We start from the raw sequence: 15,415 nt of genomic DNA on the forward strand, positions 1-15,415 counted from the left end.
CAAAGCCTTCCTCACCGACGAGGGCTTCAACAACAGCAACATCGGCCTGCAGGTGCTGGGTGGCTCCGGCTTCACCACCGACTGGCCACTGGAGCAGCTGGTTCGTGACGGCCGCATCGCGCGCATCTACGAGGGCACCAACGGCATCCAGGCCATGGATCTGGTGGGCCGCAAGCTCAGCCTCAAGGGCGGGCAGCTGGTGCGGGGCCTGTTCGGTGTCCTCAGCGGCTTCCTCAAGGAAAACCCGCAAGCGCCCCATGGCGAAGAACTCAAAGGCGCCATCAGGGCCCTGGAGCAGGCCACAGTCTGGCTGGCCACCAACGCGCCGAAAGACCCGGAACAGGCCGGCGCCGCCGCCACTCCCTATCTGAGGCTGATGGCACTGACCGTGATCGGCTACCTCTGGTCCCGCATGGCCCAGGTGGCCACCGCGAAGCTGGCGGCAGGCGAGGGCAACAAGGTCCTGCTGGAAGGCAAGCAGGTGTCGGCGCGCTTCTACTTTGAGAAGATCCTGCCGGAGATCGAGCAGCTGACCCGGGACATCACCACCGGCAAGGACAGCCTGATGGCGTTCAGCGACGACCACTGGGCGGCCTGATATCGCGCCCAGGCATTGTGGCCGGAAATGACCGGTGGCTGGCAGCTTATGACATGGTGGCGCCAGCCGCCGGCGCTATAATCTCAGATGTTGATTAGTGTCTCTGAACTAGTCTTGTCCGGCTCTCCGCAGGGTCGGGCTCCTTGCTTGCCTGCCACGCCTATGCGTGGCTTTTTTGTTTGGGGCTCCGGCCGGTCTGCAGCCGCTGCTGCCTTGCGCTACAATGGCCGCTCCTTGGACACTCGGGCAACCACAGGCAGATGATCCAGATCGACGACTACAGCCTCAGGTTCGGCGGTATCGAGCGGCTCTACGGCCGCCAGGCCCTGGCCGCGTTCCGCGCCAGCCACGTTGCGGTGGTGGGTCTTGGTGGCGTCGGCTCCTGGGCGGCCGAGGCCCTGGCACGCACCGGTATCGGCACCATCACACTGATCGACATGGACGATGTCTGCGTCTCCAACACCAACCGCCAGCTCCACGCCCTGGCCGGCCAGTACGGCCGCACCAAGACCGACGCCATGGCCGAGCGGTTGCGGGCTATCAATCCGGAGGCGGACATCCGGGTGCATTTCGGTTTTGCCACGCCGAAGAACGTGGCAGAGCTGTTCACCCGGGAATTCCATGGGGTGGTGGACGCCATCGACAGCGTTCGCCCCAAGGCCGCACTGATTGCCCACTGCCAGCGCCAGAAGATCCCGCTGGTGTGCGCAGGCGGCGCCGGCGGCCAGATGGATCCGACCCAGATCCTGGTGGGCGACCTCAGCCGCACCACCCAGGACCCCCTGCTGGCGAAGGTGCGCAACATGCTTCGCCGAGAGTATGGTTTCTCCCGCAACCCCAAGCGCCGTTTTGGGATCGAGGCGGTGTACTCGCTGGAGCAGCTCACCTATCCTGCCGGTGACGGCGAGGTCTGCCTGCAGAAACCGGACACTGACGGTCCGGTGCGTCTGGACTGCGCCTCCGGCTTTGGCGCCGCCACACCGGTCACCGCCAGCTTCGGCCTGATTGCGGCCGCCCGACTGATCAACCGGATCGCCAAGCGCGCCAGGGCATCCTGAACCGGCCCGGCACGGGCCCAAACCAGCTACGGACTACGATGTCATTATGCAAGTCAGCACCGTTCTACTGCTCGCCAGCATTGGCCTGATCTCCCTGTTCTGCCAGTGGCTGGCCTGGCGCCTGCGGGTACCGGCCATCCTGTTCCTGCTGGCCGGCGGTATCGCCGCAGGCCCCATGTTCGGCCTGCTGGACCCGGAAGCCATCTTTGGTGACCTGCTGTTCCCGCTGATCTCCCTGTCGGTGGCGGTGATCCTGTTCGAGGGCAGCCTCACGCTGAAATTCCGGGAGATCAAGGGCCACGGCAAGATGGTGCGCAACCTAATTCCCGTGGGCTCCATCGTTACCCTGACGGTGGGTACCCTGGCGGCACGCTGGGCCCTGGACCTGTCCTGGGAGATCGCCCTGCTGTTCGGTGCCATCGCCACCGTCACCGGCCCCACCGTGATCGCGCCTCTGCTGCGCTCGGTGCGCCCGGTGGCCAAGCTGGCCAATATCCTGCGCTGGGAGGGCATCATCATCGACCCGGTGGGCGCCCTGCTGGCGGTTCTGGTGTTCGAGGGCATCGTGTCCTGGGGCCAGGGCAACGTGTTCGAGCATTCGCTGTATATCTTCGCCACCACCATCCTCACCGGGCTGGTGCTGGGCGCGGCGGCCGGCTGGCTCAACGGCATCGCCCTGCGCAAGCACCTGATTCCCCAATACCTGCACAACGCCGGCACCCTCACCTTCATGCTGGGGGTCTACGCCCTGTCCAACGAGCTGGCCCACGAATCCGGCCTGCTCACTGTCACCGTCATGGGCATCTGGATGGCCAACATGAAGCAGGTGCCGGTGGAGCAGATTCTGGAATTCAAGGAATCCCTCAGCGTACTGCTGATTTCGGCCCTGTTCATCATCCTGGCCGCGCGGGTGGAGTTCGCCGCTATTGCCGAGCTGGGTTGGGGCCTGGCGGTGGTACTGGGGGCGCTGATCCTGATTGCGCGACCGGCGAGTATCTTCCTGTCCGCCATCGGCACCCGTCTGACCTGGCGTGACAAGCTGTTCCTGAGCTGGGTGGCGCCGCGGGGCATTGTGGCGGCGGCGGTGTCGGCCCTGTTCGCCTTCCAGCTGCAGCGGGTGGGCTACGACGGGGCGGCCGCCCTGGTGCCACTGGTGTTCATGGTGATCATCACCACCGTGACCCTGCAGAGCCTGACCGCCCGGCCCATCGCCCGGCTGCTGAAGGTGGATGAGCCCGCCGATTACGGTTTCCTGATTCTGGGGGCCAACCAGGTGGCGCGGCAGATCGGCCTGGTGCTGAAAAAACTGGAGGTGCCGGTGGTGCTGTGCGATACCAACTGGGAAAACGTCCGCATGGCACGGATGGACAACCTCAACGTGTATTTTGGCAACCCGGTGTCCGAGCACGCCTCCACCCACCTTGACCTGACCGGCATCGGCAACCTGCTGGTAATTTCCCCCTACAAGCAGCTCAATTCCCTGGCCACCTACCACTTCCTGGACTGGTTCGGTAACGGCAGCGTCTACAGTTTGTCGGAGGGGGATCAGGATCAGAAGGCCCGCCACCAGACCGCGGAGAAGATCCAGCAGACCCGGGGCCTGTTCGGTGAGGTCAGCTATGCCAAGCTGGCCAGCATGGCCAGCAAGGGCTACACGGTGAAAACCACCCAGTTCGGTGACAACTTCACCTTCACCGACTTCAAGCAGCGCTACCAGCAGGCACTGCCGCTGTTCACCATCGACCCCAAGGACCGCATCCAGGCGGTAACCAGCCAGCCGCCGGAAAAACTGGACAAGGGCTGGACCCTGGTCAGCCTGGTGCCGCCCCAGCCGCCGAAGGATCGCAAGGAAAAGGACACAGACGAGCCCGGCACGGCGCCCCAGGCCTCACCCGCCTGACGGCCCCGGACCGGTCAGCCCCGGCAGTCGAGGATCAGTTTGCCCCGGACGTGGCCCTGCTCCAGCAGTTTGTGGGCCGCTACCGCCTCTTCCAGGGGGAAGGTCCGGTCGAGATGGACGTGGACATCGCCATCCTCGATCAGCTCGGCAATCTCATCCAGGTGGAAGACATCGGGCCGCACCGTCATGCCGTGGGCCCTCAGACCCCGGCGCTCGGCCTCGGTGATGATGTCGTCGGCGGTGACGGTGGGGATGGTCACCAGGACGCCGCCCTCGCCCAGGGTATGCAGTGAGCGCTTGCCGGTTTCACCACCAATCAGGTCGATGACCGCGTCCAGGCCGTAACACTCCTCGACAATGTCGGTGGTGTGATAATCGATCACCTCGTGCACCCCCAGCGCCGCCAGGAAATCCCGGTTGGCGGCCGAGGCGGTGGCCAGCACATGGGCACCCCGCACCAGCGCGAACTGCACCGCAAAGTGCCCGACACCACCGGCGCCGGCGTGCACCAGGACCTTGTCACCGGGGCCCACATGAGCCACCTCGAACAGGGCCTGCCAGGCGGTCAGCGCCGCCAGCGGAAGGCCGCCGGCGGTCACCAGGTCCAGCTCCTCCGGCACGATGATCAGCTCGTCTGCCCGGGCTACGGCATACTCGGCGTAGGCCCCGCCCCTGTCGGGAAACCCGATCATTCCCATCACCCGGTCGCCCACCGACAGGGTATCCACGCCCTCGCCCACTTCGGCGACGGTGCCGGCGGCGTCGTAACCCGGGGTCCAGGGCAGACGGTTCTCGATCTGACGGGCCGCGAAACCCAGGCCCTTGCGGGTTTTCCAGTCGATGGGATTGAGGCCCGCGCCGGCGACCCGGATCAGGACCTCGCCGGCGGCCACCGCCGGCGGTTCTCCCTGGTCCAGGCGCAGGACCTCGGCGTCACCAAAACGGTCATAGGTGATTCGGCGCATGTCGGTCTCCAAGAGTCGTTCCGCAATTGAGGGGGTGGCGTTCCAAGAGCCTAGCAGAAAACCCGCCCGGCGGCGGCTTCAGTCCAGCATGGGTTTGCCGCCGGACACCGAGGCTCCGGCAAGGATGTCGGCGTATTGCGGCGGTACCCGGGTTGGACGCTGGCTGCGCAGGCTGACACAGGCATGGGTGGAGACCGCGCGTACCAGGGTCCGGCCATCGGCGGGCCGGACCAGCTGGAACTGGCGGGAAGAGCGCAGGCGGCCGTCGAAGCCGGTCAGCCAGGTGGCCAGCAGCAGCCGGTCGCCGGCATTGGCGGCCGCCAGGTAGTCGATCTCGGTGCGGGTGATGGCCATGGCCTTGCCGGTGGCCTCGTGCAGTTCCCAGGTCATACCCAGGCTTTCAATATGGGCCCAGCTGATGTCCTCAAGCCAGCGCACGTAGACCACGTTGTTGGCGTGGCCTAGGCGGTCGGTATCTGCCTCGGTGACCTCGATGGCCAGGATGAAGGGGTCCGGCAGGTCCCAGTCACGGTAGTCCGGGGTCTTGTCGGCGCCGTGGCCGGGGATGTGATCGGGCGTGTGCGTGTCACGGGTCATGGCGTGTCATCCTCCAGACCGGGCACCGCCGCCATGGGGAGGCGGCCAATGCGGTCATTGTGCAGTGAGCCGAAATACAGCATGCCCTGGTGGGGATTCACCGAGGTGATCTCCTGCAGGTGGCTGCCGTCGGTGTCGTGCAGACTGGCCAGGATCTCGCCGTCGGCGTTCATCGCCACCGCCAGGCCATATTCCTGAACCGCCGGCTGCAGACTCTCCGGCAGTTTGGCCACCAGGTCCTTGAGCCAGGGCGTCGGGTGAAGCTCATCGATCTGGCTGTTGCGCAGGGTCGGGAAGGCCACCCAGACCCGGCCGGCATCGTCCATGGCCAGGTTGTCGGGGAAGCCCGGCAGGTTGCTGGCGAAGACGTCGGTCTGGCCCTGCCTGGGACCCTCGAGCCAGTGCTTTTTGATACGGTATTTCCAGGTTTCGTTCACCAGCACATAGTCACCGGCGGGAGACACCGCCACGCCATTGGCGAAAAACAGGTTGCCCACCAGGGTCTCGGTGGCGCCGGTGGCCGGGTCGTAGCGCAGCAGGCGGCCGTGGGGACGCAGTTCCAGCAGGTCGAGGCGGTAATCGGGCTGGTTGAAACGTGCGCTGGCATCGCTGAAGTAGATGCGGCCGTCCGGGGCAATGTCCACATCGTCGGTGAAACCGAAGGGGATGCCGTCAGCCTCGGTGGTCAGCACCTCGATGGCGGCGTCCGCATCGATAGCCAGCAGGCCTTTCCAGGCATCAGCCACAATCAGACGGCCGGCGTCGTCAAACACCATGCCCAGGGGCCGGCCACCGGTCTCCACCCAGCTCTCCACCCGGCCATCGGGCCAGACCCTGACAATCCAGCCATCCTGGGTACCGGTGTAGACCCGGCCCTGATCGTCCACGGTGGTGTCCTCGGGCCCGTAGACCTGGCCTTTCGCCAGCAGCTCAGCCTGCTCCAGCGCCTCATTGGGGGCCAGCTCGCCGGTCAGCTCCGGCGCCGGCGGCGGCGTCCAGGCCTGACTGTCCACCGGTGACGGCAGCCACCAGAAAGCCGCCGCCAACAACACCAGCACCACCAGAACCAGACCAAGCCATCTCATAGCATTTCCCTGTTTTTATCGTGATTTCGCCGAACTTTATCGGGTTTCCGCTTTCTTCGCCCAGCCCCTTCGGGCCAGGAAGGCAGCCTTGCCGGACCCGGGGAGCTCCGGTATGATCGCCGCTCAATTTTTGGTCGACCCGGCAGCAGCCCGGATCGCAAAGCCACTTCTGCCGGAGCAGCGCCATGCTGTACGAACTCTCCTCCCCGCTTTTCACTGTCTCCGCCCTCCTGGTTCTAGGCGGCATCGTCTACAGCGCAAAGAGCTTCTTCGACCGCAGGATGACCGCCCTCTCAGGTACCGACACCGACAACGGCGAACTGGAGCAGGCCGAGGCCTGAGTCAGCGGCCGTCGTCCTGGCCGGACAGGAAACGCCGGCAAAGGGTGGCAAAGGTGTCCGCCTTCTCGGCATGCAGCCAGTGGCCAGCGCCCTGGATGATGCGCAGCCGGGCATGGGGGAACAGCCTGGCCACGGCGTCCCTGTGCTTGTCCTGGATATAGGCGGATTCGGAGCCCTTGATGAACAGGGTCGGCCCGTCGAAGGGGCCCTCGGCGGATGGCGCTCTGGCCAGGTTGTCGTAACAGGCCTTGATGGCGGTCAGATTCAGCCGCCAGCGGAAGCGGGCGCCGTTGCCGGCATCCTCATCCGCACCGACCCGAATCAGGTTCTTCAGCAGAAACTGGCGCACCGGCAGCTCCTCGACGTGAGCCCTGAGCACTTCGTCCGCCTGCTGGCGGCTCTCCAGTGCGGCCAGATCAATGGCGTCCAGCCCCGCCAGTACATTGTCATGGCGGGGCCGGTAGGTAACCGGGGCAATGTCCGCCACGATCAGCCGGTCAACCCGCTCCGGGTGAGACAGCGCCAGCTCCATGGCGACCTTGCCGCCCATGGAGTGCCCCAGCAACGAGGCCTGCCCCAGGCCCTGGCGATCCATGTAGGCCAGCACATCCGCCGCCATGGCCGGGTAGTCCATGGTGTCGGCGTGGGGTGAGCGGCCGTGGTTTCGCTGGTCCAGGGCATGGATCTGCCAGCCATCCTGCAGCCGCTGGCTGACGCCTCCGAGGTTCTCCAGGGAGCCGAACAGGCCGTGGAGCAGGATCAGCGGTTCGCCTTCGCCGGTCACCCGGTAATTCAGTTCAACACTCATTGCATTCTCCTCGATGCCTTGGTCACAGCCAGGCCCGCAGCTCACCCAGCGCCGTCGAATTCAGCAAATAGGACACCCGGTGGGCGGCGGCCTGCTGCTGGATCTCACGGGCCAGTGCCGGCAGGTCGCTCGTCTGGGGACTGATCCGGGAATGCTCGGACACATAGCCCCACATGTGCTGCAGGGCATTGCGAATGCCGCCGGCAAGGGGCGCCACGCGGCTGGCGCTCACCATGCTCAGCCAGAGTTCGTTGAGCGGAATACTTCGCGCCGCCACTCGCTGGCCGAAGCTCTGATAGGCGCGATAGTTCCGGGCCAGCACACTGTATTTATAGCTGGCCCAGAGTTCGTGATCATTCCTGGGCAGGCGAATGCGGCCGACCCGGCCCTGACCCGCCCGCTCCCGGACCATGGCCAGCTGGGCCTCCAGACCGTCGGCCTGGGGGATGGGCCAGATCACCGATTCCGGCGTTACCGGAACCCGGCCGGGAACCGCGCCACCGCGCAGGGCGGACTCCTCCTGCACCTGGTTCAGCCGCAGCGCCAGCGCATCCTCGTGCCCCTGCCAGCCGGCGGGCACCTGGGTTTGCGCGCCCAGGTCCCGGCCGGCCCCCACCAGGCCCACCAGAAAGCGCATCTGGCTGGCCAGCAACTCGTCGTCCAGCAGGCCAGCGTCGATGTCGAAAACCTGTGTTCCCTTGCTACTCACCTCAATTCCCCTGACCCAGTGCACATATTTGTGCCGTTTCACTGCAGGATATCAACGCTGCAGGTTACATTAAGATGCCTCTGAATGCCGCCCGGTGCCGGAACATTGACCGGCGTCGCCAAGGCGGTCACATTACCCCGGTACGGGCATCGATAAAACCCAGAACATCAAGGATCTCCATCACCCATGGTCGCAAAGCAACCCCATGAGCGCCGTCAGCTCCGCCGACTTCCTGCCGCCGAACTCAAAGTCCAGTGGCGGCCCCGCAAAGGCCTGTTCGGACGTTTCCGGCCAGCGGATGGCCAGGATTTCACCCGGGCTGGCCTGTCCCTGTACCTGGACGGCGACGACCGGCTCGAGGTGGGGGATGCCATTGAACTGCGCATCGAGCTGCACATGGAAGCCGGCACCTTGGGGCTGGACAAGGTGGCGGCGGTAGTCCGTAATATCCGGGAGGTGGATGACGGCAAGCCCCTGTACGGGCTCGAATTCGACTACAACGCCAACCGCACCATGAAATCCGAACAGACCAGGGCCCAACTGGGCCGAATCGAGGGGATTCTTGAACGCAGCGAGAAACTCCGGCTCCGGATCCAGCCGCTCCAGGACATCGAAGGACTCCGCAACAAGGGCTAGACCGCCGGGAGCCGCCGCACCGTGACCGACATTCCGCTGCTGCTGCCGGCCCTGGCCATCGTCTACAGCCTGGCGATTTTCTGCGTCTACCGGGTGCTGCTGAGCTATCGTACTGCCCAGGGCGCCATCGCCTGGATCGCCGCCCTGCTGGGCTTCCCCTTCCTGGCGCTGCCGCTGTTCGTGCTGTTCGGCCGCAACCGCTTCTCCGGCTACGTCAAGGCCAGGCGGCTGGGAGATCAGTCCCTGAATCACCTGCTGGCGGACTTCGAACAGCAGGCCGCCGCCATCCCCAAGACCGACCGGGAAGGCTTCAGCGACGAGCTACGGGTACTCACCGCCCTGGCCAAGCAGCCCTTCACCACCGGCAACCGCTGCGACCTGCTCAAGGACGGCAAGGACATCTTCGACGCCCTGTTCGACGCCATGGAGGATGCCCGGGAGTATATCCTGCTGGAATTCTACATCGTCCGCTCTGACCGGGTCGGCCAGCGCATCAAGAGCATCCTCAAGCGCAAACTCGCCGACGGCGTGCAGGTCTACTTCCTTTACGACGACATCGGCAGTTTCCAGCTGCCGCGGCGATACCTCACCGAGCTGGCCCAGGCCGGCGCCCAGGTGTCCTCCTTCGGAAACGGCAACGTACGCCGTCGGCGCCTGCAGATGAACTTCCGCAATCACCGCAAGCTGCTGGTGTGTGACGGCCGGGTGGGTTTTGTCGGTGGCATCAACCTCGGCGACGAATATCTGGGCACCGACATCGACCAGGGGCCCTGGCGGGACACCCACTGCCGTGTCACCGGGCCGGCGGTGTTGGGCCTGCAGCTGGCCTGGCTGGAAGACTGGAACTGGGCCAACGACACCCTGCCCAGCCTCAACTGGCAGGCGCCGGAGGAGGACGCCGGCGACCAGGACGTGCTAATCCTGCCGACCGGACCGGCCGATCCCTTCGAGACCTGCACGCTGTTCTTCCTGAACTGCATCAATAACGCCCGCAAGCGGATCTGGATCACCTCGCCCTACTTCGTGCCGGACTTTCAGGTGGTGAACGCCCTGCAGCTGGCGGCCCTGCGGGGTGTGGACGTACGCATCATCATCCCGGAGAAATCCGACCACCGGCTGATCCGGCTGGCGGCCTACTCCTACCTGGTGCAGGCCAGCCGCGCCGGCATCGGCATCTACCGCTACCAGCCCGGCTTCATGCACCAGAAGCTGGTGCTGGTGGACGACCGCTACGCCGCGGTAGGCACCGCCAACCTGGACAACCGCTCCATGCGCCTGAACTTCGAGATCACCGCGCTGTCCACCGGCAGCCGTTTCGTCCAGCAGGTCCACGTCATGCTCAGCGAAGACCTCAAGGCCTGCCGCCAGATGACAGAGCGCGACTACCGGGACCGCTCCCTGGCGTTCCGCCTGACCTGCCGTGCGGTCAGGCTGCTGGCCCCGCTGCTCTAGTTCCGGACGTTTTCCACCGGCGCCGAATGTGAGAGGATTAGCCAACTCCGAATCGAAGCAGTAAGCCGATGACCACCTTCAAACCCCGTGAAACCCTGACCGAGCAGGTCGCCCGACACATCGAAAACCTGATTGCCTTCGGCCAGTTCAGCTCTGGCCAGCGCATCTACGAGGCGGCCATGGCCCGGCAGCTGGATGTCAGCCACGGTTCCATCCGGGAAGGCCTGCTGCTGCTGGAAAAACGTCACCTGGTAAAGAACGTGCCGCGCCGTGGCGCCTTTGTCACGGAACTGGACGAGTTCTTCGTCCGCAGCCTGTACGAGGTGCTGGAACTCTACCTCTGCCACACCGGCCGCAAGCTCTGCCGGCACTGGCAGCCGGAAGACATGGAAAAGCTGGAGTCACTCTACGAGCGCATGAACGAGTGCTACCAGAAGCGCGACCTGATGGCATTTCTGGAGCTGGGGATCGAGTACACCCAGGCTTCGCTGGCCTACGCCGACAACTACTTCATCGTGTCCGCCATCGACGACCTCTGGCCCTCCGCCAAGCGCTGCGCCTTTGTGGCCTTCCAGCACGCCAGCCATCGAGTCCTGGAGGACAATCTGAGCCATATGCGGGAGTCCATCGATGCCATCCGTGACCGGGACGAAGACCGGCTCACCGAAATTCTGCAGCGCTATGCCGGCCAGCAGTGCGGCCAAGTGCTGGCCAGCCTGGGCCAGCAAACCAAGGGCCACCATGCCGCGACCTGATGGCCGCGCCGGTGCCGCCAGCCGGCTGGGGGTCGTCCTGGCCTGCGTCCTGATCGGCGCCTGCGCCTCCCGTCCGGCGCCGGAGACCGGCCAGCCGGGGCCGATCGAACCACCACCGGCAAACCTGGAAGAACCGGCCCCGGGCACCGAGCCGACGCCTGTGCCTGAAGCCCGGCCGGCACCCGAACCGCAATCCCAACCCGGCTCCCTGCCCTGTGCCTGGAGCCGGACCCGGGGCATAGCCACCCTGCTGGCCATCGCCGAATCGCAGCGCCAGGGCACCTGGCAGTTCTTTCCCGGTGATGATCTGGTGTTTCACCCGGCGCCAGAGTCGGCCAGCGCCGGTGACGAGTTCAAGGCATTGCTGCGCCGTCCCATGAGCGGCAACTGCGAGGAGCCCGAACTGGTGCTGTTCGGGCCGGTGTAGCGGTTCCGGTCAGTTCTGCTTGTCTTCGGCCAGGGACAGGTGGGATACATCCGGCACCATGGGCGGCGGCAGGTCCCGCTTTTCTCCCAGGTCGCTGCCGGCGGGCGCCAGGGTCCATTCGTCCAGATGCTGGAACATCGGCGGGGTCACTTCCTCCGGCTCCGCCAGGGTCACCCCCACCGGGTCCAGCGAGAGGCCGGAACCGGCCAGGATACTGTCCACTTTCTCGCCCGCCACCGGCAGGCGGTCGCCCGGCTCCACTTTCGGCCCTGCGCCCTGGGGCGGCCGCCGGGCCGGAGCACTGGCGGACTCCGTGGGGCGCTGCGGCTGCGGCGCCGGTTCTGACGCCGCGGGCCGGGTTTGCGAGGGCTGACCGGGAGCCGCCGGCGCCGGCTGGCTGCCGGGCATGGCCTGGACATGGGCCACCATGCCGTGTTTGAGGAGCACCTGGCGGTATTTTTCCGCCTGAGCCTGATCGAGCTTGTTACGGATCACCACCGCCTGGCCGCTGAACATGCGGTCGACCTGATCGAGGCTGGCCTTGAACAGGGCCTGCGCGTTGGCGCGAGCGGTTTTCAGGTCGGTACCCTGGGCACATTCGCCCCTGAATACGAGTTGGTACATGGTAAGAGTCTCCCGCCCGTTTCTGCGTTTGCCGGCGCCGACCGGCCAGAGGGGCGGCGGAGGCGTTGGTTCCATGATAGTTGATCCCGGCGGGTGCGGAAACCTGGCCCGAATCGGTCAAATTATGATCATCTGCAAAAGATTGAAAAATCTCTGGCTCGGGAGCGATGCAAAGTGACGAAACTCTGCGATAATCTCCAGTAACGCAATTTAACATTTCGTTACAGGGGCGCCCCGATGCGCATTCCACAGCTCACTGCCGTCTGCATCTGCCTGACCCTGGCCACCAGCGCCCGGGCTGAGAACCTCGATGTCCTGATGAGCGGCCTGTTCGCCCAGAACCAGCCCACCTACATCGGCTTCGACAGTGTCGAGCGCCAGGACATCCCGGTGTCCGCCGCAGTGGACCGCAAGTACCTGATCGTGGACTTCCGCTTCACCACGCCCCCGGCAAACGAACAGTTGCAGGCCAGCGTCCACAAGATCTGCATGACCCTGATCCGCGACCGGGAGCTGATCCAGACCCTGTCCGACAGCGGCTACGACATGGTGTCCGTCGCCTTCGACCGCCAGTCCCAGTACGACTGCCTGTAGTATCTGGCCGTCTCCCGGCGCCTAGTCCCGGGCGCTGACGGTTTCCCCGAGCAACCTTGGAAAAGCCTCCAGCGACTGGTTGATGGCATCCAGATTGAAGGTTTCCACGTCTTCCAGCAGTTTGCGGCCATACAGGGCCACCCGGTCGGAACGATAGCGCAGGCCCCAGTCCCGCACCCGCTCGGCGAATTCCCGCATCTGCTCCGGATCTCCGCTCTCGCGCACCTGACGCCACTCATCACCGAAATCCCGGGACAGCTGATGGCGCAGCCAGCCGCGTTCCTGCCGATCCAGTTCGTCCGCCAGCTTCGGCTCCGCCGGTGCCGGCGCCTGCTCCGTGTCGGTTTCCGGCAGCGTGGCCTCGACACCCGGCAGGCGTACCGTGAACGTGGAGCCCTGGCCGGGAGCGCTGCGAACCGACAGTTCGCCGCCCATCATCCGCGCCAGCTTCCGGCTGATGGCCAGGCCCAGGCCGGTGCCACCGTACTTGCGGTTGCTCTGGCCCTCCTGCTGCTCGAAGGCGTCGAAGATCCGCTCCTGCTGGTCGCGGGGAATGCCGATGCCGGTGTCGTTGACCGTGACGATCAGCTCATGACGTTGGGCTTCGCCGGGCTGGCGGGGCTGGGCACGGGCGGCGGCGTAGACATCAACCCGGCCCTCGTGGGTGAACTTGATGGCGTTGCCCACCAGGTTGAACAGCACCTGACGCAGCCGTGCCTCATCCAGCACCATGGCCCGGGGCACGGAGGCGTCCACCGTGACCCTGAGCTCGATGCCCTGCTCCCGCGCCCGCAGATCGAAGATGTGGCGGACGTCATCCAGCAGGCGCTTGACCTCCAGGGGCGCGAATTCCAGCCGCATCTTGCCGGCCTCGATCCGGGACAGGTCCAGTATGTCGTTGATCAGCATCAGCAGGCTGCGGCTGCCGGCGCGGATGGCGTCCAGGTACTGCCGCAACTGGGGGTCGGTGACCCGCTCGCTGAGCAGGTCGCTGTAGCCGATCACCGCGTTCATGGGCGTGCGGATTTCGTGGGACATATTGGCCAGGAACTCGCTCTTGGCGCGGTTGGCGGTTTCCGCCTCCCGGGCCAGCCGCTCGGCTTCCAGCTTGGCGGCGCGCAGGTCGTCCTCGCTGCGGCGCAAGGCGTTTTCCGAGCGGATCCGCTCATCCACCTCCCGGGACAGCTTACGGTTCCAGTACAGGAAAATCAGCACCACCACGATGGCAATCAGCACCACCCGCTTGAGCACCGTGTAGTCGGGCTCCTGCTCCACGTCCAGATGGATCCAGCGGTTGTACATGGGCTCGGTGTCGCCAGCCTCCAGACTGGTGAGGGACTTGTTGATGATGCGCAGCAGCTCCGGGCGCTCCTTGCTCACCGCCAGCTGCAACTCATACTGGTAGGGCGTGATGCTGGTTATGCGCAGGTTCGACAGCCCCAACCGGGCGACCGTGTAGCTGACGCCGGGAATGTGGGTCACCATCACCTCCAGGTCACCGTTGGACAGCGCCAGCAACCCCTCTTCCACCGAATCCATCGGAAAGATGTTGATATCGGGGTGATTGATCAGCAGGTAGTCGTGGCTGGCCTGCTGGCGCACCACCCCCACCCGCTCGTCCCGCAGCTCCCGCAGGTCCCCGATAAACCGGCCGTCATCGCGGATCGCCAGGGCTATGGGCAGTGACAGATAGGTCCGGCTGAGGAGGAATTTGTCCTCCCGACGCGGTGACCTGGGCAGGGCCGCCAGGATATCCACCTCGCCATCCAGCAGGGCCTGTTCCGCCGCACTCCAGTCGGTGGTGGTCTCGCGGCTGAAGCTGACGCCAAGACTGTCTTCGATACGGCCCACCAGGTCCGGCACCAGTCCGCGAAGCTCACCGTCCTGGGTAAACTCGAACGGCGGCCAGTTGGAGCGGAACATCACCCGCAGGTTGGGATTGCGCTTGAGCCACTCCTGCTCGATCTGGGTCAGCTGGATACTGGCCTCCGAGGCTGCCCTGGGCACGGTAAAGGGCACCCAGGCCTCGCGGATGGCCTGGTGCTCACTGCGGTTGAAGGAGTTCACGGTGCGGTTGAGGACCCGCAGCAGGGTCCGACGCTCCTCGGACACCGCCAGCACCACATGGGTGGCCTGGCCGTCCAGCAGTGACGCCAGACCGATACCGTTGATCAGGGCAGCCTGCAGATAATCCGACACCACCGGCATGGGCCCGAGAAAAGCATCCGCCTGGCCCGACAGCACCTTGCTCACAGCCTCCCCCACGTTACTCACCGGCACCGGCCGGAACGACTCCACCGGCTCCAGCAGACGGTACTGGTTGCTGTCGTCGCCGATCAGCGCCAGTCGCCGTCCCTCAAGGTCTGAAAGACTCTGGATGCTGGCATCCCCGGCGTCAACGAACAGGCCGTAGGTCAGGCTCATCAGCGGCGCGGTCACCGCCAGCCCGGCCGGCACCGGCTGCCCTGGCGCGTGGGTTCGCAGCATGGCATCCAGCTCGCCCCGGGCCAGCATGGCCTCGGAGTCCGCGGCGCTGGCCGCCACCAGGTCCACCCGAGTGTCCAGTTTGGTACCGATGCGATTCAGATAGTCGATGTAGGTGCCCGCCAGTTCCCCTTCGGCGGTCACAAACGCCAACGGAATCTGCCCCGGCCGGACGCCGATATTGAGCTCCCCCTGTTGCGCCAGCCAGTTGAGATCGGCCCGGTCCAGCACCGGCAGGGGCGAGGTCACCGGGGGGTCGGCGCGGCCCATCTGCGGCATCAGTACCAGCAGCGACAGCAAAAGGCAGACTGGCAAGCACCAGCGGCGGGCGCACGTCATTGGATAATCCATGTCAGTTGGCTACAGTGAACATAAGAGCCAG

Annotated in this window: 16 protein-coding genes; 9 read left to right on the top strand and 7 right to left on the bottom strand. The window is 65.5% G+C overall.

What is annotated here, in order from left to right; all coding sequences use genetic code 11:
• From R3280_RS00925 to R3280_RS00935, 3 genes are all read left to right on the top strand, one after another.
• Window positions 1–598 (top strand): acyl-CoA dehydrogenase (locus R3280_RS00925; RefSeq protein ID WP_318996694.1); only part of this gene is annotated, 598 nt, incomplete at its 5' end.
• 260 nt (window positions 599–858) lie between these two features.
• On the top strand, window positions 859–1,656 hold the full coding sequence (tcdA, locus tag R3280_RS00930; protein ID WP_318996695.1) for a tRNA cyclic N6-threonylcarbamoyladenosine(37) synthase TcdA: 798 nt from the start codon (window positions 859–861) through the stop codon (window positions 1,654–1,656).
• Window positions 1,657–1,702: 46 nt separating this feature from the next.
• On the top strand, window positions 1,703–3,556 hold the full coding sequence (locus R3280_RS00935) for a sodium:proton antiporter (protein WP_318996696.1): 1,854 nt from the start codon (window positions 1,703–1,705) through the stop codon (window positions 3,554–3,556).
• 14 nt (window positions 3,557–3,570) lie between these two features.
• Here the strand turns inward: R3280_RS00935 and R3280_RS00940 are convergent, their stop codons facing one another.
• The 3 genes from R3280_RS00940 to R3280_RS00950 all read right to left on the bottom strand — a co-directional run bounded on the left by R3280_RS00940 (window position 3,571) and on the right by R3280_RS00950 (window position 6,203).
• Complete coding sequence (locus R3280_RS00940; RefSeq protein WP_318996697.1) at window positions 3,571–4,521, bottom strand: NADP-dependent oxidoreductase; 951 nt, start codon at window positions 4,519–4,521, stop codon at window positions 3,571–3,573.
• Window positions 4,522–4,599: 78 nt separating this feature from the next.
• A complete protein-coding gene (locus R3280_RS00945) occupies window positions 4,600–5,118 on the bottom strand; it encodes a thioesterase family protein (RefSeq protein WP_318996698.1) in 519 nt (172 codons plus the stop codon).
• The gene (locus R3280_RS00950) at window positions 5,115–6,203 is read right to left on the bottom strand and encodes an SMP-30/gluconolactonase/LRE family protein (protein WP_318996699.1); all 1,089 of its coding nucleotides are present in this window, start codon (window positions 6,201–6,203) and stop codon (window positions 5,115–5,117) included. Before R3280_RS00950 ends, R3280_RS00945 begins: the two co-directional genes overlap by 4 nt.
• Before the next feature lie 185 nt (window positions 6,204–6,388).
• Here R3280_RS00950 and R3280_RS00955 point away from each other — a divergent pair, with 185 nt between their 5' ends.
• Window positions 6,389–6,544: a hypothetical protein gene (locus R3280_RS00955; RefSeq protein WP_318996700.1), complete on the top strand. Its 156-nt coding sequence runs from the start codon at window positions 6,389–6,391 to the stop codon at window positions 6,542–6,544.
• 1 nt (window position 6,545) lies between these two features.
• On the opposite strand, the gene R3280_RS00960 is transcribed toward R3280_RS00955, so the two are convergent.
• Both R3280_RS00960 and R3280_RS00965 read right to left on the bottom strand, forming a co-directional pair.
• On the bottom strand, window positions 6,546–7,352 hold the full coding sequence (locus tag R3280_RS00960) for an alpha/beta fold hydrolase (RefSeq protein ID WP_318996701.1): 807 nt from the start codon (window positions 7,350–7,352) through the stop codon (window positions 6,546–6,548).
• Window positions 7,353–7,374: 22 nt separating this feature from the next.
• On the bottom strand, window positions 7,375–8,061 hold the full coding sequence (locus tag R3280_RS00965) for a hypothetical protein (RefSeq protein WP_318996702.1): 687 nt from the start codon (window positions 8,059–8,061) through the stop codon (window positions 7,375–7,377).
• Between the two features lie 186 nt (window positions 8,062–8,247).
• Here R3280_RS00965 and R3280_RS00970 point away from each other — a divergent pair, with 186 nt between their 5' ends.
• The 4 genes from R3280_RS00970 to R3280_RS00985 all read left to right on the top strand — a co-directional run bounded on the left by R3280_RS00970 (window position 8,248) and on the right by R3280_RS00985 (window position 11,331).
• Entirely contained in the window at window positions 8,248–8,697 is a 450-nt protein-coding gene (locus R3280_RS00970; RefSeq protein WP_318996703.1) for a PilZ domain-containing protein, read from the top strand.
• Between the two features lie 21 nt (window positions 8,698–8,718).
• Complete coding sequence (gene cls, locus R3280_RS00975) at window positions 8,719–10,149, top strand: cardiolipin synthase (RefSeq protein WP_318996704.1); 1,431 nt, start codon at window positions 8,719–8,721, stop codon at window positions 10,147–10,149.
• Window positions 10,150–10,217: 68 nt separating this feature from the next.
• Window positions 10,218–10,904 carry a GntR family transcriptional regulator gene (locus tag R3280_RS00980; protein WP_318996705.1) on the top strand — a complete coding sequence of 229 codons (687 nt, stop codon included), beginning with the start codon at window positions 10,218–10,220 and terminating at the stop codon, window positions 10,902–10,904.
• A complete protein-coding gene (locus tag R3280_RS00985; protein WP_318996706.1) occupies window positions 10,891–11,331 on the top strand; it encodes a hypothetical protein in 441 nt (146 codons plus the stop codon). The genes R3280_RS00980 and R3280_RS00985 overlap by 14 nt, the downstream gene beginning before the upstream one ends.
• Window positions 11,332–11,340: 9 nt before the next feature.
• Here the strand turns inward: R3280_RS00985 and R3280_RS00990 are convergent, their stop codons facing one another.
• Window positions 11,341–11,955 carry a hypothetical protein gene (locus R3280_RS00990; protein WP_318996707.1) on the bottom strand — a complete coding sequence of 205 codons (615 nt, stop codon included), beginning with the start codon at window positions 11,953–11,955 and terminating at the stop codon, window positions 11,341–11,343.
• Between the two features lie 237 nt (window positions 11,956–12,192).
• On the opposite strand from R3280_RS00990, the gene R3280_RS00995 reads away from it, so the two are divergent.
• A complete protein-coding gene (locus tag R3280_RS00995) occupies window positions 12,193–12,549 on the top strand; it encodes a hypothetical protein (protein WP_318996708.1) in 357 nt (118 codons plus the stop codon).
• Window positions 12,550–12,570: 21 nt separating this feature from the next.
• On the opposite strand, the gene R3280_RS01000 is transcribed toward R3280_RS00995, so the two are convergent.
• Window positions 12,571–15,372, bottom strand: coding sequence for an ATP-binding protein (locus R3280_RS01000; protein WP_318996709.1), 2,802 nt, complete (start codon window positions 15,370–15,372; stop codon window positions 12,571–12,573).
• Window positions 15,373–15,415 lie beyond the last annotated feature (43 nt).

Source organism: Marinobacter sp. (genome assembly GCF_033722195.1).
Taxonomy (GTDB): Bacteria; Pseudomonadota; Gammaproteobacteria; order Pseudomonadales; family Oleiphilaceae; genus Marinobacter.